At 42.6% G+C, this 20,511-nt stretch carries 19 protein-coding genes; 9 read left to right on the top strand and 10 right to left on the bottom strand.

Annotation, left to right across the window (positions count from 1 at the left end; all coding sequences use genetic code 11):
* Positions 1–330: 330 nt before the first annotated feature.
* The 5 genes from glyA to MARME_RS10910 all read left to right on the top strand — a co-directional run bounded on the left by glyA (position 331) and on the right by MARME_RS10910 (position 6,378).
* Positions 331–1,608: a serine hydroxymethyltransferase gene (gene glyA, locus MARME_RS10930; protein ID WP_013661325.1), complete on the top strand. Its 1,278-nt coding sequence runs from the start codon at positions 331–333 to the stop codon at positions 1,606–1,608.
* A gap of 56 nt (positions 1,609–1,664) precedes the next feature.
* Complete coding sequence (gene gcvH / locus MARME_RS10925) at positions 1,665–2,051, top strand: glycine cleavage system protein GcvH (RefSeq protein WP_013661324.1); 387 nt, start codon at positions 1,665–1,667, stop codon at positions 2,049–2,051.
* 150 nt (positions 2,052–2,201) lie between these two features.
* Positions 2,202–5,060 carry an aminomethyl-transferring glycine dehydrogenase gene (gene gcvP, locus MARME_RS10920; protein ID WP_013661323.1) on the top strand — a complete coding sequence of 953 codons (2,859 nt, stop codon included), beginning with the start codon at positions 2,202–2,204 and terminating at the stop codon, positions 5,058–5,060.
* 379 nt (positions 5,061–5,439) lie between these two features.
* Positions 5,440–5,748 (top strand): hypothetical protein, encoded by a 309-nt coding sequence (locus tag MARME_RS10915; protein WP_013661322.1) that lies wholly within the window; start codon positions 5,440–5,442, stop codon positions 5,746–5,748.
* A gap of 36 nt (positions 5,749–5,784) precedes the next feature.
* Entirely contained in the window at positions 5,785–6,378 is a 594-nt protein-coding gene (locus MARME_RS10910; protein ID WP_013661321.1) for a CBS domain-containing protein, read from the top strand.
* 139 nt (positions 6,379–6,517) lie between these two features.
* Here MARME_RS10910 and tusA read toward each other — a convergent pair whose 3' ends face one another.
* Entirely contained in the window at positions 6,518–6,760 is a 243-nt protein-coding gene (gene tusA / locus MARME_RS10905; RefSeq protein ID WP_013661320.1) for a sulfurtransferase TusA, read from the bottom strand.
* A gap of 16 nt (positions 6,761–6,776) precedes the next feature.
* Positions 6,777–7,364, bottom strand: a complete 588-nt coding sequence (locus MARME_RS10900) for an alpha/beta family hydrolase (protein WP_013661319.1) — start codon at positions 7,362–7,364, stop codon at positions 6,777–6,779.
* Positions 7,365–7,734: 370 nt separating this feature from the next.
* Here MARME_RS10900 and hemN point away from each other — a divergent pair, with 370 nt between their 5' ends.
* Genes hemN through MARME_RS10885 form a run of 3 tightly spaced genes read left to right on the top strand, consistent with a single transcriptional unit; the run spans position 7,735 to position 10,459 of the window.
* Positions 7,735–9,105: an oxygen-independent coproporphyrinogen III oxidase gene (gene hemN / locus MARME_RS10895; protein WP_013661318.1), complete on the top strand. Its 1,371-nt coding sequence runs from the start codon at positions 7,735–7,737 to the stop codon at positions 9,103–9,105.
* 16 nt (positions 9,106–9,121) lie between these two features.
* The gene (gene fnr, locus MARME_RS10890; RefSeq protein ID WP_013661317.1) at positions 9,122–9,889 is read left to right on the top strand and encodes a fumarate/nitrate reduction transcriptional regulator Fnr; all 768 of its coding nucleotides are present in this window, start codon (positions 9,122–9,124) and stop codon (positions 9,887–9,889) included.
* Between the two features lie 27 nt (positions 9,890–9,916).
* Positions 9,917–10,459 (top strand): adenine phosphoribosyltransferase, encoded by a 543-nt coding sequence (locus MARME_RS10885; protein WP_013661316.1) that lies wholly within the window; start codon positions 9,917–9,919, stop codon positions 10,457–10,459.
* 147 nt (positions 10,460–10,606) lie between these two features.
* Here the strand turns inward: MARME_RS10885 and MARME_RS10880 are convergent, their stop codons facing one another.
* The 4 genes from MARME_RS10880 to MARME_RS10865 all read right to left on the bottom strand — a co-directional run bounded on the left by MARME_RS10880 (position 10,607) and on the right by MARME_RS10865 (position 14,386).
* Positions 10,607–11,167 carry a YfaZ family outer membrane protein gene (locus tag MARME_RS10880; protein WP_013661315.1) on the bottom strand — a complete coding sequence of 187 codons (561 nt, stop codon included), beginning with the start codon at positions 11,165–11,167 and terminating at the stop codon, positions 10,607–10,609.
* Between the two features lie 10 nt (positions 11,168–11,177).
* Positions 11,178–12,014: a tRNA 2-thiocytidine(32) synthetase TtcA gene (gene ttcA, locus MARME_RS10875; protein WP_013661314.1), complete on the bottom strand. Its 837-nt coding sequence runs from the start codon at positions 12,012–12,014 to the stop codon at positions 11,178–11,180.
* A gap of 109 nt (positions 12,015–12,123) precedes the next feature.
* Positions 12,124–12,654: a SprT family zinc-dependent metalloprotease gene (locus MARME_RS10870; protein WP_223294969.1), complete on the bottom strand. Its 531-nt coding sequence runs from the start codon at positions 12,652–12,654 to the stop codon at positions 12,124–12,126.
* Positions 12,655–12,658: 4 nt separating this feature from the next.
* Positions 12,659–14,386 carry a RecQ family ATP-dependent DNA helicase gene (locus tag MARME_RS10865; protein ID WP_013661312.1) on the bottom strand — a complete coding sequence of 576 codons (1,728 nt, stop codon included), beginning with the start codon at positions 14,384–14,386 and terminating at the stop codon, positions 12,659–12,661.
* 108 nt (positions 14,387–14,494) lie between these two features.
* Between MARME_RS10865 and MARME_RS10860 the strand changes: the two genes are divergently transcribed.
* Entirely contained in the window at positions 14,495–15,169 is a 675-nt protein-coding gene (locus MARME_RS10860; RefSeq protein WP_013661311.1) for a YecA/YgfB family protein, read from the top strand.
* A gap of 103 nt (positions 15,170–15,272) precedes the next feature.
* Here the strand turns inward: MARME_RS10860 and MARME_RS10855 are convergent, their stop codons facing one another.
* Genes MARME_RS10855 through MARME_RS10840 form a run of 4 tightly spaced genes read right to left on the bottom strand, consistent with a single transcriptional unit; the run spans position 15,273 to position 20,507 of the window.
* Positions 15,273–16,430: a response regulator gene (locus MARME_RS10855; RefSeq protein ID WP_013661310.1), complete on the bottom strand. Its 1,158-nt coding sequence runs from the start codon at positions 16,428–16,430 to the stop codon at positions 15,273–15,275.
* Positions 16,431–16,438: 8 nt separating this feature from the next.
* Positions 16,439–16,741, bottom strand: a complete 303-nt coding sequence (locus tag MARME_RS10850) for an STAS domain-containing protein (protein WP_013661309.1) — start codon at positions 16,739–16,741, stop codon at positions 16,439–16,441.
* 20 nt (positions 16,742–16,761) lie between these two features.
* Positions 16,762–17,070: a BolA family protein gene (locus tag MARME_RS10845; protein WP_013661308.1), complete on the bottom strand. Its 309-nt coding sequence runs from the start codon at positions 17,068–17,070 to the stop codon at positions 16,762–16,764.
* Positions 17,067–20,507, bottom strand: a complete 3,441-nt coding sequence (locus tag MARME_RS10840; protein WP_013661307.1) for an SbcC/MukB-like Walker B domain-containing protein — start codon at positions 20,505–20,507, stop codon at positions 17,067–17,069. The genes MARME_RS10845 and MARME_RS10840 overlap by 4 nt, the downstream gene beginning before the upstream one ends.
* Between the last annotated feature and the right edge of the window lie 4 nt (positions 20,508–20,511).

Below are 20,511 nucleotides of genomic sequence, written 5' to 3'. Positions count from 1 at the left end.
TGTTTCCAATTGGAAACAGCATAAAGGCTAACGACGTAAAGTTTCAAGGTTTTGCCATAAAAATTTGCAATTAACAGGCGCTCATTCGCTAAAAAAGCCTAACCAACTGGTTCAATAACGGAGTTTTTTGGGATGAAATAAAAAAAAACGACACTTTTGTTTCCAATTGGAAACTTTTTAATTATGATGTGCTTCAATTAGCTCGAAAGCACACAAAATAAACTCGTATGAAGTTGACCTTTTTTCATTCATTTGAACGTATGAAGTGTTAATATATACGCGAATTTTTGTGTCATTTGCAAAAATGTTAATTTGAGAGGAAATTCCATCATGGCTAACACTGAAGTATTTTTCAGCCAAGCGCTTTCTGAGCGCGACCCAGAATTGTTTGCAACTCTTACAGAAGAGCAAGAACGCCAAGAGATTGGTATAGAGCTAATCGCTTCCGAAAACATTGTTTCGAAAGCGGTACTAGAAGCACAAGGTTCTGTTCTTACGAATAAATACGCTGAAGGTTACCCTACTCGTCGTTACTACGGTGGTTGTGAGGTCGTTGACGTTACTGAGCAATTGGCTATTGATCGTGCGAAGCAACTATTTGGTTGTGAGTTTGCAAACGTACAGCCTCACTCTGGCGCGCAGGCTAACGGTGCGGTGATGCTTGCACTGCTTCAACCAGGTGACACCATTTTGGGTATGTCTTTATCTTCTGGTGGACACCTAACTCACGGCGCGCCGCCAGCACAATCTGGCAAGTGGTTCAATGCTGTTCAATACGAAGTGAACGCTGAAACACTACTAATGGATTACGATGCAATAGAAGCGCAAGCCGTTGAGTGTCAGCCAAAAATGATCATTGCTGGTGGCTCAGCGATCCCACGTGAAATCGATTTCAAACGTTTCCGTGAGATTGCCGATAAAGTTGGTGCTTACTTAATGGTTGATATGGCACACATTGCTGGCTTGGTAGCAACAGGGGCTCATCCTTCTCCACTTCCGCATGCACATGTTGTTACGACAACAACTCACAAAACGCTTCGTGGTCCTCGTGGCGGCATGATTCTATCGAATAACTTGGATATTGGTAAGAAGATTAACTCTGCTGTATTCCCTGGTTACCAAGGTGGCCCACTAATGCACGTTATTGCTGGTAAAGCAGTGGCATTTGGTGAAGCATTGAAGCCTGAGTTTAAAGACTACATCAATCAAGTCGTTGCAAACGCTAAAACATTGGCAGAAGTTATGGTTGAGCGTGGTTGTGACATCGTAACGGGTGGTACAGATACTCACCTAATGCTGGTTGATCTACGTCCTAAAGGCCTAAAAGGTAACGTTGCAGATCAAGCACTTGAACGTGCTGGTATTACATGTAACAAGAACGGTATCCCATTCGACACAGAGAAACCAATGGTTACTTCTGGCGTTCGTCTTGGTACGCCTGCTATTACTTCTCGTGGTTTCGGCGAAGAAGAAACACGTAAAGTCGGCCACCTTATCAGTGACGTACTAGACGGTTTGGTAGAAAAACCAGAAGGTAACCCTGAAGTTGAAGAGCGTGTTCGCAAAGAAGTTCTAGAACTTTGTAAGCAATTTCCTCTTTATCGTTAATATTAAATGCCCGAGATACGTTATCTCGGGCTATTTTTACTAATGGGACTATTAAAATGAGCAATATTCCAACTAACCTTAAGTATGCGGATTCACATGAGTGGGTGCTTGATAATGGAGACGGTACTGTAACCGTCGGTATTACAGATCACGCACAAGATCTGCTTGGCGATGTTGTTTATGTTGAGCTGCCAGATCTAGATGCAGACGTGACAGCAACAGAGCAATTCTCTCTGGTTGAATCTGTAAAAGCAGCCTCCGATATCTATGCACCAGTAACAGGTATTGTTGTCGAAGTGAACGAAGCGCTAGAAGACTCTCCTGAGTTAATTAATGAGTCTCCATATAATGACGCGTGGATCGCAAAAATTAAATTAGCTGAAGACGCTGATCTTAGCAAACTTCTTGATGCTGAAGGCTACACAGCCTCAATCGAAGAATAAGCTGTCCGCTTAAAAAAGAATTCCAATAGTGCCCTTTACCTTTATAAAAGGTGAAAAACGAGAGCGATTGCATCCTAATGCCAAATCACTTTCATTGGGCACTCTTACCCTCACATACAAAACATCATTTATTGTACAGGTGATATCATCATGACTTCGTGCATCCGCGATTTATTAGGCAAGGATGAGTTTTTAGCTCGTCACATTGGTCCCGACTCGTCAGAAAAACAAAAAATGCTGGACACTATTGGCGCACCCTCTCTAGATGCGCTGATTGAGCAAACCGTTCCAAGCGCTATCCATCAAACAGATATTGATTTGACCGAGCAACCAATCAGTGAAAATGATGCATTAACTGAGCTTAAATCGATCGCCGTTAAAAACACCATTGCACGCAGCTTTATTGGTATGGGGTATCACGATACATTTGTACCTGCACCTATATTACGCAACCTTTTGGAAAATCCTGGCTGGTATACTGCCTACACGCCTTATCAACCAGAAATCTCTCAAGGCCGACTTGAAGCGCTACTTAATTTCCAACAAGTTGTCATTGATTTAACTGGAATGGAAATATCTAACGCCTCTTTGTTGGATGAGGCAACCGCCGCTGCTGAAGCGATGACACTAATGCAGCGCTCCAACCGTAAAAAAAGCAATGTGCTTTTTGTTGCTGATAATTGCCTGCCGCAAACAATTGATGTTGTAAAAACACGTGCCGAGCTATTAGATATTGAAGTAGTCTGCGCTAGCATAGACACATTGGATCAACACGACGTATTTGGTGTTGTGCTTCAGTACCCGGGGCTAGACGGCAATGTTGTAGATCTAACTGACGTTGTCGAAAAAGCGCACGCACAAAAAGCCCTTGTGACTACGTCGGTGGACTTATTATCTCTTGTACTTCTTAAGTCGCCTGGCGATTTTGGCGTTGATATTGTTGTTGGTAGTGCACAACGATTTGGCGTGCCAATGGGCTTCGGTGGTCCGCATGCAGCCTTCCTTGCAACCAAAGATAAATATAAGCGATCAATGCCTGGACGTGTCATCGGTGTGTCCAAAGACAGTCATGGCAAGCCTGCACTGCGCATGGCAATGCAAACTCGAGAGCAACATATTCGTCGCGAAAAAGCGACTTCTAATATTTGTACTGCTCAGGCTCTTTTAGCAATGATGGCAGGGTTCTACGCCGTATATCATGGGCCGGATGGCTTAAAGAAAATTGCTTCTCGCGTTGCTGGATTCACAGATATTCTTGCTAAAGCTCTTAAAGCAAAATACACGCTGAATGACACCTACTTCGATACATTGGTTATCGAAACAGGGTCAAATACCGACGCCATTTTGTCTGCGGCTGAAGCCAAAAACATCAACCTGTTTAAAGCAAGTGATGAAACAGTTTCTCTTTCTATGAGCGAAACAACCGCTTTCCAAGACTTGATTGATCTTGCTGGCGTATTTGGCGTGACACTTGACGAGTCTGCGCTAGATAATGGTGTAGAGTTTGGTTTCAATGCTGAGCTTGCGAGAACGGATGCAATACTAACGCACCCTGTTTTCAATACTCACCACAGTGAGACTGAACTAATGCGTTATATGCGTCATCTTGAGGTGAAGGACATTGCCCTAAACCAAAGCATGATCCCTCTTGGTTCTTGTACAATGAAGCTGAACGCAGCATCTGAAATGATTCCTGTAACTTGGGCTGAATTTGGTCGAATCCATCCATTCGCACCAAAAGCACAAGTAGAAGGCTATCATCAGCTTCTAGATGAACTGATTCAAATGCTTTCTAAGGCAACAGGGTACGATACGATCTCACTTCAGCCAAACTCGGGTGCACAAGGTGAGTACGCTGGTCTTGTAGCAATTGACAAGTATCATAAGTCACGCGGCGATGCTCATCGCAATATTTGCCTTATCCCAAGTTCTGCTCATGGAACGAATCCAGCGTCTGCCGCACTCGCCGGCATGAAAGTGGTTATCGTAAAATGTGACGACAATGGCAATATTGATCTAGACGACCTCACAGCGAAAGCAGAACAGCATGCTGATAACTTAAGCTGCATTATGGCGACCTACCCTTCTACACACGGTGTATTTGAAGAGCATATTCGTGAGGTATGTGAGGTTGTTCATAAGTTTGGTGGTCAAGTATACATCGATGGCGCCAACCTTAATGCCTTATTGGGTGTTGCACCTCCAGGCTCATTTGGTGGAGATGTATCTCACCTTAACCTGCATAAAACATTCTGTATTCCTCACGGCGGCGGCGGTCCAGGTATGGGGCCAATCGGTGTTAAATCGCATTTAGCACCCTTCCTCCCAGGTCATGCGGTGAGTCCTGTTACGCAACAAAGTGAGCAGCATGGTGCGATCTCGGCTGCTCCGTACGGCAGTGCAAGTATTTTGGTCATCACTTGGATGTACATCAAAATGATGGGAGACAGAGGTCTTCGAAGTGCGACACATCACGCTATTCTAAATGCAAACTACATTGCTAAGCGTCTAGGCGATCATTACCCTGTTCTCTATACTGGCGCAAATGGCACTGTGGCTCACGAATGTATTATTGATATTCGCCCGATAAAAGCAGAGTCAGGAATCAGCGAAGAAGACATTGCTAAACGCTTAATGGATTTTGGCTTTCATGCTCCAACAATGTCTTTCCCTGTTGCTGGAACACTCATGATCGAGCCAACTGAATCAGAAAGCAAAGAAGAGCTGGATCGCTTTAGTGACGCCATGATTCAAATTCGAAACGAGATTCGCAAAGTTCAGGATGGCGAATGGTCAATCGATGACAACCCACTTGTTAATGCACCTCATACTGCCGCAAGCCTTCTTGAGTCAGATTGGGCGCACGCCTACTCAAGAGAAGAAGCTGCGTATCCGTTAACATGGATTAAATCTCGAAAATATTGGCCGCCAGTGGGCCGTATAGACAACGTTTATGGCGATAGAAACTTATACTGTGAGTGCCCTCCTATCGAAAGCTACGAGAACTAGTCAATAGACTCTTATTTGAGCGAAAAAAAACTGATAAAAAACCACCCATGAGGTGGTTTTTTTTGTTCTTGTGCGTACTTAGGCTCTGGCTGGTGGACTTTCGAAAAACAAGCATCAATAAATCACGTGAGTTAAAACTTCGGACAATTTTAGGGTCAATATCTAAGACGAAAAATACCACTCGTTCAACGAGTGAGCAAATTACCAGCATGCTCTCTGAAATAGAGTCTTATAAATTGACATCTTAACCTTTTATGAACAATGCTCTAAAAAAGTGTAATAAATTGGATTTATTGGTATTGGTTAACAATAACTAATTGCTAATCCGAAATAGATAGCGCTAGACTAAAAGCATTCAGAATCATTAAGGCGTGTCTCAATGAATCGTGTCATCGCAATCTATTTGTTGCTTATACCACTACTGCTAACACTGTGCAGTAGTGTGCAAGCACTTGAGCGTGACTTTGACTCAGGCATCGCTAGTGCTTCCGTCTCAATTCTTGTTGTCGATCTAAACAAAGATATTCCGCAGCCAGACATCGACTTACTTGGTTTGCTTGTTAGCGTCAACCCAAAGGATGCGCTTTTACCAAGTCACCCTGTTCCGGTCGACGTTAATGTTACTCCTACGGACTACTATTCCTTTGTTGGTAGAGCTCCCCCTCTCACTTTCTTAATCACCAGTTGAACTGCTTTTTTTATTTAATCGATTAAGGAATACAAAATGAAAACTCTTACTTATGTTTCTGCGAAAGAAATTACTGATTTAGTGTGGCCTGAAGTTTCTGAAGCGACAGGCTTATATTCTCCTGCAACGAAAGTGTTTACTGATTTTAATACGAGAATTCCTCGTATTATTGAGCCAACGCTGCGCGCTGACATTCTTGTTAATGTCATGAAAAAAGAGCACGTTAGGATGAAGCTGGTAGTCGATGCGGATAATAAATTCATAGGAGTAGTCAGTCTGGAAGATCTAAGTGATGAAACATTCATCAAGCAGGCTGCACAAGGCTATAGCCGAGAAGAACTTCTTGCTATCGATGTAATGAGAGCGAAAGAAAACCTGCTTGCGCTTTCTTACACTTCATTGAAAGGAGTGGATGTAGAGTCTTTGCTGTTTAGCCAGAGAGAAAATAAGTATCAACACCTTTTGGTTGTGGATGAAGAGTCTCAGGCTATTCGAGGCTTGGTTTCAGCGCATGATATTATTAGGCAATTGAAAATCAATGTAGACCTATCTCGCCCTACTAGCTTCGCAAGGCTTTATGAAGTAATTACAAAAGACTACGCCAACAGCCGTAGACTAAGAGTCGCGTAAATCATTTCTTATTGAGTGGCTCATATATTGAACCACTCGACTGCTGAGATAGTAAAGCGTCATTGTCTTAATTCAGGTGATGGCGCTTTGTGCTTTTATGGTCTTGTGAGTTTTAAAGGCGCCATTTTTTTAAAAGCCGCTACTTTTTCTCAAGCCAATAGAGGAACACCTCTCCTTCTTGAGTTTGTTTTCGCAATGGGTGCCCTAAGAAATTACAAAACTTTGGAATATCCCTTTGTGTCGATGGGTCCGTTGCCAATACTTTAAGTATTTGTCCAGACGCCAATTTTCTCATTTCTGCATGCAGCATCATGACTGGCTCAGGACAGTAAAGGCCCTGTGCATCTAATGTGGCGTGTTCCGCAAAATCCGAATCTACCATTGATTACTTCCCCTTATTAAAGGCAATTCTTTGTTATCCATGTTTGTGTCAATTGGCTTAATTGATGTAAGAGCTGACTTAAGGTTGTATTGTATTTTTTAGCTCTTTTGAAGTCATGATCCGCGCCTTCTACCCAGCGAACATCAACCGTTTCAGGAAGTACTTGCTGCTCAACCCACTCCTGATTGCCCAACGTATCACGATCCCCTTGAAATATGAGGCAAGGCTTAGTGACGGCTGCTAAGTAGCTGAGCCGATGCTTCTCTGTCTTTCGGGCGGGGTAAAATGGAAAGCCAAAACAGACGACGCCTTTTACATTGTGGCTAACGGTTAACTGGGTTGCGATTCTCGCTCCCATCGACTTTCCTATGATGATGCAAGGTTCGTCGGATGGGATCAAACCTTTAACCTCATCGACGAGTTTTTCAAATTTTGGAGGCGGTCGTCTAGAGAGAGTCTCTTCCATCGTTTTCATATAAGAAAGCGTTATCGCTTTTACTTCAAGGCCTGTAGCAGAGCTTAGTTGCTCATTAAGTTCTGTCAGAAACTCACTAGTGTGCCCTGCACCGGCTCCATGCAATAGATAAATTGTGATGTTGTTCATGGTACTCAAAAGAGATTAATAAGAGCGATAAGGTTAAATGTAAATTGTCTCGAATTCCAGAAAAATAGAGTGGGTCTCGCGGAGATACTTTTCCTTAGATTACTATTAATAATTATTGTAAAAATTATACGTATAATTCTTTTAATCTTATTTCACAGCTCTTCACACCAACACCCAAACACCTGCCACAAGAAGCCAAGCTCACTGACGACTAGAACATTCCTTCACCCCTCTCAAATCTGACCACCTTCCAAAATCCGAATAACCAAACTGCAGTTTCCAATACGGAAATCAGTTTATTGACTCAGATCAGAAAACCACTTTTAGGAAAGAGTAAACTAAGTATTAGAAAATTTAATAGGACATACAAATGCTTTGGGATTCTAATCTAATCCAAAAATATAATATTTCCGGTCCGAGATACACATCCTATCCGACCGCACCTCAATTTACGGGTGATGTAAGCAAGATGGAATTGATTGGCAGAATGATGGAAGGATCAAACTTACCTATTAGTTTGTACTTTCATATTCCGTTCTGCGCTCATCTTTGTTACTACTGCGCTTGCAATAAAGTAGTGACTAAAAAATACGACAAAGGTGCAGAATATGTTGAGTTGCTTGCAGAAGAAATGCGTTTGCGCGCACTCATGCTAGATCGAGACAGAAAAGTAACTCAGCTGCATTTGGGAGGTGGAACCCCTACTTTTCTATCTGTCGATAATATGCGCACTCTTTTTAAGCATGTTGAAGAAAATTTCAACTTGGTAAAAGATGATAGCCAGGACTTTAGTATTGAAATTGATCCTAGAGAAGTCGATAACGCTCAACTTGTGCTTCTAAAAGAGTTCGGGTTTAACCGAGTTAGTCTTGGCATACAGGATTTCGATCCTGTCGTGCAAAAAGCAATCCATAGAGAACAAAGTCGAGAGCTTGTCGCAAAAGTGCTCGATGACGTGAGAACAGCGGGATTTAAGTCCGTTAACTTCGATTTAATCTATGGGCTTCCTCATCAGACGACCACCTCATTTATGCAGACTATTGACAGCGTCATTGAATTAAATCCTGAAAGGATTTCCGTATTTAATTATGCTCATCTCCCAAGTCGCTTTGCTGCCCAACGTCGTATAAACGATGAAGACTTACCTTCAGCTGACGAAAAAATGTCTATACTAAAAGAGTCGATCAATGCGCTAATGAGAGCGGGATATCGCTATATAGGCATGGATCACTTCGCAAAGCCAGACGATCCATTAGCCGTTGCCCAAGACAATCACGAATTACAAAGAAATTTTCAAGGATATACGACCAATGCAAATACTGATCTAATTGCCTTCGGCGTGTCAGCAATTAGCAAAATAGATGGAACTTACGTACAAAATCACTCTGATCTTGCACTGTATCAAAATAGCGTTGAGAATGGTCAACTTGCTATAATGAAGGGTTACATCAGCACGCGTGATGATATGATTCGTCATGATGTTATTATGAAGTTAATGTGTGACTTTTGTTTAGATTCGAGAGAAATAAGCACAAAATACCGCCTTAATTTTATGCACTACTTTACCAAAGAAATTGAGGGCCTTGAACAGCTTAAGAAAGACGGCATTGTAAGAATTGATCGAGAGACCGACCATATAATAATAACGGTAACCGCTGTTGGTCGATTACTGGTACGACGAGTATGCATGCTTTTTGACCAGTACCTAAACAAACAAACTACATTTTCAAAAATCATTTGAGATCAGGGAGCGTTCCATGGCGTACACACACACTCAGCAAAACAGATTTAACAGCAAGCTTACTTCTCAATGTCAGAATTGCAGTCTTGCTGCGCTATGCTTGCCCATTGCGTTGGTCGATGAAGACGTTAACCGACTTGATCAAATTATTGAGCGCAAGCGCCCCTTGAAGAAAGGTGAACTACTATTTCGCCAAGGGGAAAAGTTTGACTCAGTATTTGCTGTCAGAACCGGGACCTTAAAAACCTTTAATCTAACAGGAAATGGCGAAGAGCAAATCACAGGCTTTTATTGCCCGAGTGAGCTTTTGGGACTTAGTGGTATTAATAATGACATCTACCCTGTGTCAGCGAAAGCGCTTGAAACGACAACTGTGTGTGAGATCCCCTTTTCTCATCTAGAAGCACTCTCAGAGCAAATCCCATCACTAAAGCGACAGCTATTCAAGATTATGAGCCGCAAAATCTGTAACGATCAAGATATGATGGTATTGCTAGGTAAAAAAAGTGCAGATGAAAAAGTCGCTTCTTTTTTAATTAATTTATCCGATCGCTTTAAGCGCCGAGGCTATTCTGCAACTGCATTTAGACTTTCGATGTCACGCGGAGAAATTGGTAATTATCTCGGCCTAGCTGTCGAAACGGTAAGTCGTGTTATGACCCGCTTTCAGAAAAATGAGCTAATCCAAGTAGAGGGAAAAGAAATTACCTTAATCGATATCGATGAGATGCAAAAACTTGTTGGTAAGAACGAAGATTGTGATAGTATTTTAAAGTTTGAATAAAAGTAAAATGCTAAGGCACCTCTATTTATGCTTTACGATGATTTCTATGTAAAATCTCTAATTCGCACGGTTGAAGACTGGCCAAAACCAGGTATCAGCTTCCGAGACATTACCCCTATTTTTAGCGACCCTAAAGGGATGCGCATGGTGGTAGACGCATACGTACACCGATATATCGATAGTGATATTAGCCATATTGCTTGTATCGATGCTCGTGGTTTTTTGATTGCCTCAGTGTTGGCGTATGAACTTCGCAAGCCGCTTATACTAGTGCGAAAAAAAGGTAAGCTACCAGGCAAGACTATCTCACAATCGTATGCTTTAGAGTACGGTGAAGCCGAGCTTGAGATACAAGAAGGCAGTGTTCACGAAGGTGCACAAGTTTTGTTGTTTGATGACCTAATCGCAACGGGTGGAACGCTTTTCGCTGCTATGTCTTTGCTTAAACAGCAAGGCGCAAATATAAAGGAAGTCGCAGCAATCATCGATTTGCCTGATTTGGGTGGTAGTCAAAAAATACAAGCGTCAGAAACACCTGTATTTGCGTTATGCGCTTACGAAGGTGATTAAAAACACCTCGTAAAATACAGTACAAATAAAAAAGGTGGTCTTTTTAGACCACCTTTTTTATTTCTTTAGCCAAACAGCGCACTTACATTACAGCGACCTTTAAACTGACGCCACGTTAAGCTGCAAGCCTATTGAGCTTCCGCTGAATTAAAAGTCTGCCACAACACCTAGACCAATACCTTGGTTCATATCAACGGCATCATTTCGATTATCAAATTCGACACTGGTTTGTCCGTAACGAAGGAAAACACGAGCATTTTTCAATGTTTTGTATTCACCACGCACTTCGCCTTGCCATAGGTTTTCAACATTCTCAAAAGAAAGTACTTCTGGTGAGTAATACAATGAGCCGTATAGGCTAAAACGGTTTGCCTTTGGAAAAGTGTAGCGATAAAAGCCACCTAGACCGACTGCAACACCCGTATCATCTCCACCTGCATCGGCATCAACGGCAATAAAACGTACACCTAAACCAATTTGAAGCGGATAATCTTTACTTGTCTCAATGTCTTCAATATGAGCACCAACGTAACCGTATGATCCATCGTCAGTATGGTACATACCGCCAACATCCAAAAAGTAAGTCTGCTGACTAAGACTTACGTCTACTTTAACTGATTCATTTGATAAGCTGCCTTCGAATGTGTTTGCATTCGCTGCGGTTGCAAAAAGACTTGCTGCAATAATGGCGGCAAATTTTGTACGCATAATCTCAATCCTATAACGACACAATATTCAGTTTTTTTAACGCGTCTTCAGACTGCGTTAATCCTTTAAAATCAAACAACTCTGTATCTGCAAGATGTGATGGAACAACATTCTTGATGGCAGTAAACATAGTGTCTGTACGACCGGGATATTGTTTTTCCCAGTTCTGGAGCATTTCTTTGACAACTTGTCTTTGCAAATTCTCCTGAGAACCACAAAGATTACAAGGAATAATCGGAAAAGACTTATAATCGGCGAATTTCTCGATGTCTTCTTCCTTGCAATAAGCAAGCGGTCTGATAACAACATGCTTACCATCGTCGCTTAATAGCTTCGGAGGCATGCTTTTTAATTTACCACCAAAAAACATATTTAAGAACAATGTCTCTAGAATATCATCCCTATGATGGCCAAGCGCTATCTTAGTCGCGCCAATTTCTTCGGCAAATCCATAAAGTGAACCACGACGAAGTCTTGAGCAAAGACCACACGTCGTCTTACCCTCGGGAACCACTTCTTTAACAATGCTATACGTATCGCGCTCTAAGATATGGAAGTTCACTCCAATATCTTCAAGGTATTTCGGTAAAATATGCTCAGGAAAACCAGGCTGCTTTTGATCTAGGTTAACAGCAACAATCTCAAACTCAATTGGCGCGCTCGCCTGAAGGTTCAAGAGAATCTCAAGCATAGTGTACGAGTCTTTACCACCAGATAGGCAGACCATGACTTTGTCGCCGTCTTCAATCATATTGAAGTCAGAAATTGCTTGCCCCGTGAGTCTTCGGAGGCGTTTTTGGAGCTTATTCAACTCAACTTTATTTTTCGGGTCTTGAGACAAATCCATCACTAATAATCGCTATAAAATTAACGCCGCTATATTACTACATTCACTTCTTGGGTGCTATTTATCAAAAGCAAATTCTAAGTCATTGCCTGCTAGCGAAACCTACTTTTTACACCTCTTCCGCCTGACGTTTTTTGATTGTCCCCGTATATTTTAAGGTCGTTCGACATTTTCTACACATGTACTCCGTACCTTTACGCGCCCTACTATGTCGGTGCGCTGTAAATTCGTGTACTGAACAAGCGCAACGGTATTCATAGCCCTCTTTTCGGGGAGGTAATTTAAAGTTATGAGTTCGTGCTGCCGGAACGCCAAACAGACGTTCCATTATAGCCTTCCATTCTCTGCCATGAGGAGAAACCTCAGAGCCGTATATTTGATAGACAACAATGTGTGCGACTTCGTGCGGAATAACACTCTCAATAAACTCATCCGGGGATTGGGCGTACATATATGAGTTAAGGCGAATCTCATTTTTCTGTAGATAAGCCGTACCAGCCGCTCTCCCTTTTTGTTTAAAGTTAAAGCTAGGGGTCCTGAGTGTCGTACTAAAATATTGTGACGCAATATTCATACACTCACGCACTTTTAGCTCAACGCGCTCATAATCGATTATGATATCCATATTTGAAACAGACACGGGCCTAATTCATCTCCTCACGCAGGTTACACAAGGCATCGGCATTTATAGCCTTTAGTTCTGACATCGATAGTCCAGTCAATCGACTTAGTGCAGCCGGTGTCTGTGGTTTCAACTCAGCAATCCTTAACAGTAAATTTTGACTAATTGCACCCGCTTGATTAAATTGATGCGACCATCGCAAGGTATTTTTGACAGCTTCATTGTCCATGTTTACATCATAATCCGCTGAATAGTAATAATCGTCTGACATAATCAGTTGTATTTCACTGCGCAAAATTTGTCGCGCTTTTTCAGTTAGACTGAATAACATCGGCCCAGAATCATAGGTCTCTACAAATCTCATCGCGATCAACTTTCTGGCCAATGTCTTCCATTGAACTTCCGACAGTTCTTTTCCTTCACCAAATACGTTGTAATTCTGCAACCTATTATTTTGTACTGCTTTCGTTCTTTTTCCAATGAGCGCTTGTATCACCGCAGTGATCGGTGCCGTTCCCTTAGAATAATATATATAGGAAAGCAATTTCTGCGCCGCAATAGTGACATTATGCTCTGAAGACTTACGCAGACAGCGATCACAGTTGCCACAGTCGTCATGCATTTCGCCGTAATGTGCCAGCATTGACTTTCTTCTGCACCCTCTTTGCTCTAGAAGTGCCACAAAAGTCAGAAACGGTGTTTTGTCTTCATTTTGATGATCTAGTTGCTGAATCCCTCGCATAACATCTTGCAGCCCATATAGTAATAGCGCCTTAGCGGTTTTTCCTGAGCGCCCTGCTCGCCCAATTTCCTGAAAGTACGCATCAATACTAGGCGGTAAATCGGCGTGGGCCACAAAGTAAACATCGGCTATGTCAATTCCCATGCCGTAGGCAGTCGTGGCAACAAGGACATTTATTTTCCCTGCTGCAAACGCTTCATGTCTTTGTGTTTTTTCTTGCTCTGAAAGCGCTGCGTGAAAAAAGGTCGATTCTATGTGATTAGTGTTAAGCCAATGAGAGATTTCTTCCGTTCTTTTACGAGATCGACAGTAGATAATGCCTTTTTGACCAAAGGCTTCTTTTAAGATGAAGGAAAGAAGTTGCTCTTTTGCCTTTCTTTTTTGAGATATCTGCAGCGTTATATTGGGACGATCAACAGACTCCCCGTAATGTTTAGGGGAGACTAAATTTAGCCCAGATACAATTTTTTCGAGACCTGCTTTATCTGACGTCGCCGTTAATGCCGCGATAGGGGTGGTAGGGAAATGTTGTTTAAGTTCTCCGAGTTGCCCGTACTCAGGTCGAAACGCTCTCCCCCATTGAAATATGCAATGCGCTTCGTCGACGGCAATGCATGAAACCTTAACGGAGTCGAGAAGCGCTAACACACTTGGCTGAAGAATTTTTTCTGGGGATAAATAAATGATATCAAGGTGCCCGGATCGGATTTCCATCTCTAAATCGTAGCGTTCGCCTTTATTTAGACTCGAATTTAAAAAACGCGCATTAATTCCATTTGCTTTTAAGTCAGTTACTTGTTGCTGCATCAATGCAATAAGTGGAGAGATAACAACCCCAACCCCGTCTCCCAATAAACTGGCGACCTGATAAATGAGGGACTTACCCGAACCAGTCGGAAGATTTAGGACGCAATCTTTACCAGAGTCCAAGCATTCGATCGCGGATCTCTGAACAGAGCGTAGTTCAGAAATGTTAAGTTTGGCTAGAATTGTCGACAGTGTATCCATATGAGGGATTATCTAACAAACGCTTAAGGACTTCATCGATTTTTTGCTGTAGATTCGCTATGATCCATTGGTAATTACACTCTAGATTAATTAGGAAAACACTGTTTTATGGCACATCAACCTCTTGACGATCTTGAACTGGATGAATTAGAAACGTTTTTAGAATCCCCCTCCGTTCATGAGGAATGTCAGACATTTGTAATGGCCCACGGATTTCTTACCGCTTTGGCTATATGCCCTTTTTCTTTGCCAACAGAAAAGTGGCTACCAATCGTTTTTGAAGAAGAGCCTAATTTTAAAGGCGCTAAAGAAAAAGAGCGTATTGAAAAGTTAGTCATTAGGCTTTTTGGCGACATACAAAAAGAACTCGAATCAGAAGAAGATTTCCTTGTCCCTTGTGAACTTGAAGTAAGTCAAGATGAAGAAGAGTTTAGCGAGCTTCAAGATTGGGCTTGCGGTTTTATGGAAGGCGTTTTTCTAACAGAGAGACACTGGTTTGAGTCGGAAAAAGAGGAAGATGTTGCAGAGTTGCTTATTCCTTTCATGGTTGCTTCCGGGTTATTCGATGACGAAGAAGTTACAAAAATTCGCAGTAACCCTCAGCTAACTCAGTCATGTATTGATAAGATTCCAGATGTCGTAACAGATCTATTTCTAGCACTTAGAACGGAAGTAGAAAAAAAACGCACTCCTTTTCCTGCGAACAAAAAAGGAAATAAAAAATCGGGGCCAGGTAAGCATGGCGGGAAACACAATCAAGGGAACAAAAACACACGCTCTTAAATAAAGCAGATTTAAACGTGTGTTTAGGCAGAGAATACAGAGAATACAGAGAATACCAGTAAAAGTAATTGCGCCAAAGAGAACCCTTTCGGCGCAATTACTTTTAGCGACGCACCATAACAAAGGTCATGTCGTCCTCTTGAGGTTGTTCACCTCGAAATGCTTCAATGCTTGCGGTTAATTTTCTATCAAGTTCCGACAACTTCTCTAGATCTGATTGATTCGACTCAGTCAGCAAGGCACTGGTTAACGATTGCATTCCTTCGGTTCCGAGCCGACTCCCAGACTCTCCAAGCTGCTCACTTGCTCCATCCGTCGCCATCAATATTAACTGCCCTTGTTCGAGATGAAAATCTTGAGGCTCAGCATCAAATTCATTGTCAGGCAGTACACCTAAAGGCATATGAGAAGAATGCAATTCCGTCACATAGTCTTCATCGGCAAATATTGATAATGGAGGCATGCCACCACTCCAAAGTTGCGCGCTTCCATCGGACTCTAATGATAAAATTTGCGCCGCACAGAACATATAGTCCGGCGTAACATCGTATAACACACGATTCAGCCGACGAGCCAAATCAGGAAGAGAGGCATCCAGCTTGGCTGAATCCAAAAAGGACTGCGCAACGGGCAGAGCACCGACTGACGCTTGTAAACCATGCCCAGTGAAGTCTCCTAAGAATATAAGCAGCCTACCCGCCTTACACTCTTTGACCATGACTAAATCACCATTAAAACTGTCTACAGCGCGTCGATTAACGCGAACATTGTCAGTGTTTTCATCACTGTGCACTTGAATATGGTTCAACACTTGGCGAGCCATATCGTGTTCACGTTCTGTGATCCGATGATAATAGGTTAACTGGGCATTTTTTTCGGTTAACTCATTAATCAACGTAACTTGTTGAATGTGATGACGGAGGCGAGTTCGAAATAAAATCTCATGAAATGGCTTGGGTATGAAGTCGTCGCCACCACAATGAAAGCACTGGTTCATCACGGCATCGCTGCTTTGCGATGTGAGGAAAACGCATGGCACAAAGCGTTCGCCCGCCATTTTCTTTAAACGTTTCACAAGCTCTAGTCCGCTGCCGCCTTTGACCACCACCTCTAATGTGACAATATCAGGCTGCCAGCTCTCAAATAGCTCCAGCGCTTCGCTGTAACTAAATGCCGCTTTTATCTCAATTTCTTTGCGACTTAAACTTAATTCGATAATTTCGTGATATATCTCTTCACTGTCTATCGCTAATAATTTCATTTAGCGCATTACCTAATATTAAATCGTTTATCGAATCGGGATATCATCAAGATGTTTCTAATAAAGTCATTGGGGTTAGCGATGTCAATATTGACCTCACTTCCCAAGGCATTTCTCATACTCAATAGCATGCCGAGCGCAGCACTATCGAGATATTCAACCATTTGCATATCAATGACGAAATTCTCGTATTGGCCGACATAGTCTGCATAGGTTGTACGAAACTCATTGAACAAAGAAAAGTCAAAGCTTCCTACAACCGTAATCTCTACGGTGTTGTTATCATTATCAACATTTACGGTAATGCTCATATATTTGTTAAGCCGATATTCTATCGGCCACCTCCATGACAATTAGGTGATAACGGGGCTGAGTTACTTCTCTTGGCCCACTCATCAGTGGTGTAAAGGTGAAGAGCAAGGGCATGAATTTTCTGCATTTGTTCAGTTAAAGCACCATATATCATTTGATGTCTTTGAACCAAACGCTTTCCAGAAAACTCATTACTCACTAATGTTAACTTGAAGTGCGATTCACTGCCTTCCGGTACATTATGCATATAACTTTCGTTAGTAAGATCAAGCACCTCTGAATCGAAAGTGCGCTCTATTAGCTGACGAATCTCCTGCTCAACGATCATAGTGAGTCTGTAACCTCTTCCTGCTCTTTAACCTGTTGTAGGTCTTCTGTGCTATTTAGCAATGCCTGACCTTTCATTTTAGGATACGCGACATCTAAGGATACCGCACCTCCTTCACGCCAAACACTGATAATCGTGTCCATGTTTGCAGCCATGACCGCTCGCTTATCGTCGGGTGCGGCGGCAATAACTTGTAGGCCGATGTCTCGCATAAAGCCCATACAGGTAGCTGTCTTAGCCATGTCAATTTTGTTAAATGCTTCATCGAACATAGCGAGAGAGAAGCCACCCACAATATCGCCTTCCATTGTTTCATGTAGGCGATACGTTGTAGAAAGCGCCGCCGCAATCGCCAAGTAGAATGGAATTTGGTGCTCACCACCAGACCCTGTTTGAATACGTTGACTCAAGGTCGTCTTCATATTGCCATTCATATCAAGAATGTCGACTTCGAAGTTATAAAACTTCCGATAGTCCGCCAAATCTTTTTGCTTCTCTTCATCAGAGATAAGTTCCTGAATGGCATTCAATGCTCTTGCATGATCTGGATCGCCAGTGAACTCTGGGTCAAAAAGCCCGCCTACATTGGCTTGATCTTGCGCACTAAATCGTTCCACTAAATCAAGAATGTCCTTCATATCGCCGTTAGGGTAATACTTAAACTGGTAAACTTCTTGGTTAAATGGACGTCGCTTAAGACTATGGTTAAGCTCACGAATGATTTGAGCAACTTGATCCAGCGAATCCTTAAGCTTAGAAACGTAATCACTTCGGAAGGTTTCTTCAGCCTCACGTCGAGCTAACTCTGCACGCTTAGCGTATTTAGCAAGCTCAGTTTCACTTAGAACGTCGATTTGATAGTTGACGTAATGCTCAAACTCTTCAAATTTGGACTCAAGATAATCCAATTGAACATCATCATCGAGGTTTGCTTGATGATAACGTGCATAATGGTCAGCCACCTCTTTACGCACTTTCTGATCAAAACTTCGGGCTTTTTCGGATGCCTTGTCAGCGCGAGAAATGGCTTCTTTATAGATCGCAGCACCGTTTACCATACTCGATTCAAGTAGCTCGTAGCGTTCGCTAGCATACTCAGCATTAAACATAGAATTAGCCGTTAACTTCGTTCTGTCTTCATCCAATGAACTTAATGCGGCGCTCAACTGATTCTTCTGAGTGGTTAATGCGCCATACTGCTCCGAAATTTGTTGGCGTTCACGATCGAGCTTTTTCTGTTCGAGTTCGGTGGCTGCAATACGTTCTTTGAGTGACTCAATTTTTTCCTGCAATTCAGTATCATCATGCGCCTGCAACGATTCGATCTGCTCGTTAATATCGTTTAGCTCATGCTGAGAATGCGTATTGGCTTTATTCGCTTCAGATAAGCCTTCAACATCAAATTGTGATGAGGCCATAACGCGACCTAGAATTGAATCAGCTTGTTCAAGCCTTTGATCGGATTTCAGATAATCCATCAACTCTTGAGTCAATTCACCAAGCTGTTTCTCTCTTGACTGTCGCATTCCATCAGTATTAATACCCACCATCATGTGAGGTACAAACCGAATGGTTGAAATGGTGCCGGACAGTTTCAACATGCCGTCGTAGGTCATGGCGCTGTCTTCTCGGAGCAGTTGTCGCTCTGTTTCAACTGGCTTAATGCCACCTAAGCGTCGATTCAAATACGCCTGCGCATGATCATTATTACAACGAATAAACTGGAGAACCGACCCTCTGTCGCCACGATTCAACCATAATCGTGTTTGCGTCGTATCAATTACTCGACAGCCCATCAACTGACGTCGATGAGCTCGGAAAATACGAATCGCTTCTTCCGCGTCGTCAGGATCCACAATCAAAGCTTCGCGTTGACTGCCTAAGTAACCTTCAATCGCATCTTGCCATTTGTGGTCAGTAACTTCTGCAAGATGGCTTAATGGTGTGGCATCGATATGAGCCTGTTTTAGTAAGCCGATCAAGCGTTTCGTGTTTTGTGACAGCGGACTCGAACCGCCCTTAAGCGACGACACATCAGCTTCTAATTGCTTGCAATCATCTTTCAGGTTTAGGATGGTTCGGTTTAACTGAGAGCGTTGCTGAAACACATGACTTTTTTCATCGTCAAGCGTTTGGTTTAGCCCTTCAAAAAATTTGACCAGCCCTTTTAAATCACCTTGAACTTTTCCTTGATCGTCAATGACATCTAACTGGTTGCCAGCTTGTTCCAGAATGGCTTTCATTGTGTCGCTTAAGACATCGTTAAAAGGAGCCATACCACCGAGCAGCATAATAGCTTGTCGAGCTTGTAACAGCACTTTGATGTCTTGTTGCCCTTGCAACTCGATCAGCTTTTTACTCTGTTCTAGCTGTTGTAACTTAAGTCCGACATCAGAATGCTCGTACTGCTGTTCTAGGCGAACTAGTTGGCCTTGTAGCTGCTTTAACAACGTTGAACGTGTTCCAAGCTCGTCCTGAATTTCCTCTTCACGATCACGATGAATTTCATACTGATCTTGAATATCATCCTGCTTAGAACCTAATTCATCGAATCGAGCTTCTGTGGCAACCCATTGATAGTTTACGGCTGTTTGTTCTTGTTGGTGCTTTTTATCACACTCAACTTGAATAGCCTTTAAGTCATCAATGCGTTTCGCTACTTCCTGAGTTTTTGACTCTAGCTGTTTATATTCCGCAAGCGACTTTTGATAAGCCCCAACTTGCAATGGTGCTTCGGTTAATACGAAGTCTTGAACAAACCGAGTAGGTGATGCAATAGGGACAAATTTTAATGCATTCTTAAAGTTCTTAAGAAAGCTGTCCAGGGTAATAATGTGATCTGGACTTGGGCTCAGCTCTTCTAGGTAACGGTTAATATATTGAGTAGCGGAAGCGCTTCCTGACTTAATGTAAGGATCGAGACAGGCCTTTTTCATGGCTTCACGGACTTCTAGCCAAGGCTTCGCTTTGTAGCTTTTCGCCCCTAGCATTTCCACGAAGTCGTCACGACGTATCCCATAGTTTGGGAGGATGAAACGTCCGAGTATGTCTTCTTCTGGTGAGGCAAGCGAGGCGCTCAAACACAAGCCAATCGTGCTTTCTTTACCTGTGTTCGAATCTTCAAAAACAAGACCAAGGTAACATATGGCATCCTGTCGTGGTTCCGTACCGACAACTTTTGGATTGCCCTGACCTGAGTCGATCATCCCCAGAATATAGGAGCGTATGCTACGACCGGATGCTTTACCATCGTTAGCACTGGCGTTGTAATTTAGATGTCGCTTGCTTGCTCCAGTAAGCACCGTCTGGATCGCATCAAGTAACGACGATTTCCCCGAGCCAGTTGGTCCGATAATCGCAGTATTTCCGCGAATATCGATCTCTTCTGCTCCGAGCAAATACCAATTGACTAAAACAATTCGATTTAACTTTTTCATAATA

The sequence above is a fragment of the Marinomonas mediterranea MMB-1 genome, assembly GCF_000192865.1.
Classification (GTDB): Bacteria; Pseudomonadota; Gammaproteobacteria; order Pseudomonadales; family Marinomonadaceae; genus Marinomonas; species Marinomonas mediterranea.
The sequence above is the reverse complement of the archived record's forward strand: the minus strand, read 5'-3'. Positions and strand labels throughout refer to the sequence as shown.

Excerpts from the sequence above, each read along its gene's own strand:
- MARME_RS10880 (WP_013661315.1), bottom strand. The coding sequence starts at position 11,167 with ATGCGTACAAAATTTGCCGCCATTATTGCAGCAAGTCTTTTTGCAACC.
- MARME_RS10865 (WP_013661312.1), bottom strand. The coding sequence starts at position 14,386 with ATGGATACACTGTCGACAATTCTAGCCAAACTTAACATTTCTGAACTA.
- MARME_RS10840 (WP_013661307.1), bottom strand. The coding sequence starts at position 20,507 with ATGAAAAAGTTAAATCGAATTGTTTTAGTCAATTGGTATTTGCTCGGA.
- MARME_RS10845 (WP_013661308.1), bottom strand. The coding sequence starts at position 17,070 with ATGATCGTTGAGCAGGAGATTCGTCAGCTAATAGAGCGCACTTTCGAT.
- ttcA (WP_013661314.1), bottom strand. The coding sequence starts at position 12,014 with ATGGATTTGTCTCAAGACCCGAAAAATAAAGTTGAGTTGAATAAGCTC.
- fnr (WP_013661317.1), top strand. The coding sequence starts at position 9,122 with ATGGCGTACACACACACTCAGCAAAACAGATTTAACAGCAAGCTTACT.
- gcvP (WP_013661323.1), top strand. The coding sequence starts at position 2,202 with ATGACTTCGTGCATCCGCGATTTATTAGGCAAGGATGAGTTTTTAGCT.
- MARME_RS10915 (WP_013661322.1), top strand. The coding sequence starts at position 5,440 with ATGAATCGTGTCATCGCAATCTATTTGTTGCTTATACCACTACTGCTA.
- MARME_RS10910 (WP_013661321.1), top strand. The coding sequence starts at position 5,785 with ATGAAAACTCTTACTTATGTTTCTGCGAAAGAAATTACTGATTTAGTG.
- glyA (WP_013661325.1), top strand. The coding sequence starts at position 331 with ATGGCTAACACTGAAGTATTTTTCAGCCAAGCGCTTTCTGAGCGCGAC.
- hemN (WP_013661318.1), top strand. The coding sequence starts at position 7,735 with ATGCTTTGGGATTCTAATCTAATCCAAAAATATAATATTTCCGGTCCG.
- MARME_RS10855 (WP_013661310.1), bottom strand. The coding sequence starts at position 16,430 with ATGAAATTATTAGCGATAGACAGTGAAGAGATATATCACGAAATTATC.
- gcvH (WP_013661324.1), top strand. The coding sequence starts at position 1,665 with ATGAGCAATATTCCAACTAACCTTAAGTATGCGGATTCACATGAGTGG.
- MARME_RS10900 (WP_013661319.1), bottom strand. The coding sequence starts at position 7,364 with ATGAACAACATCACAATTTATCTATTGCATGGAGCCGGTGCAGGGCAC.
- MARME_RS10860 (WP_013661311.1), top strand. The coding sequence starts at position 14,495 with ATGGCACATCAACCTCTTGACGATCTTGAACTGGATGAATTAGAAACG.
- MARME_RS10850 (WP_013661309.1), bottom strand. The coding sequence starts at position 16,741 with ATGAGCATTACCGTAAATGTTGATAATGATAACAACACCGTAGAGATT.
- tusA (WP_013661320.1), bottom strand. The coding sequence starts at position 6,760 with ATGGTAGATTCGGATTTTGCGGAACACGCCACATTAGATGCACAGGGC.
- MARME_RS10885 (WP_013661316.1), top strand. The coding sequence starts at position 9,917 with ATGCTTTACGATGATTTCTATGTAAAATCTCTAATTCGCACGGTTGAA.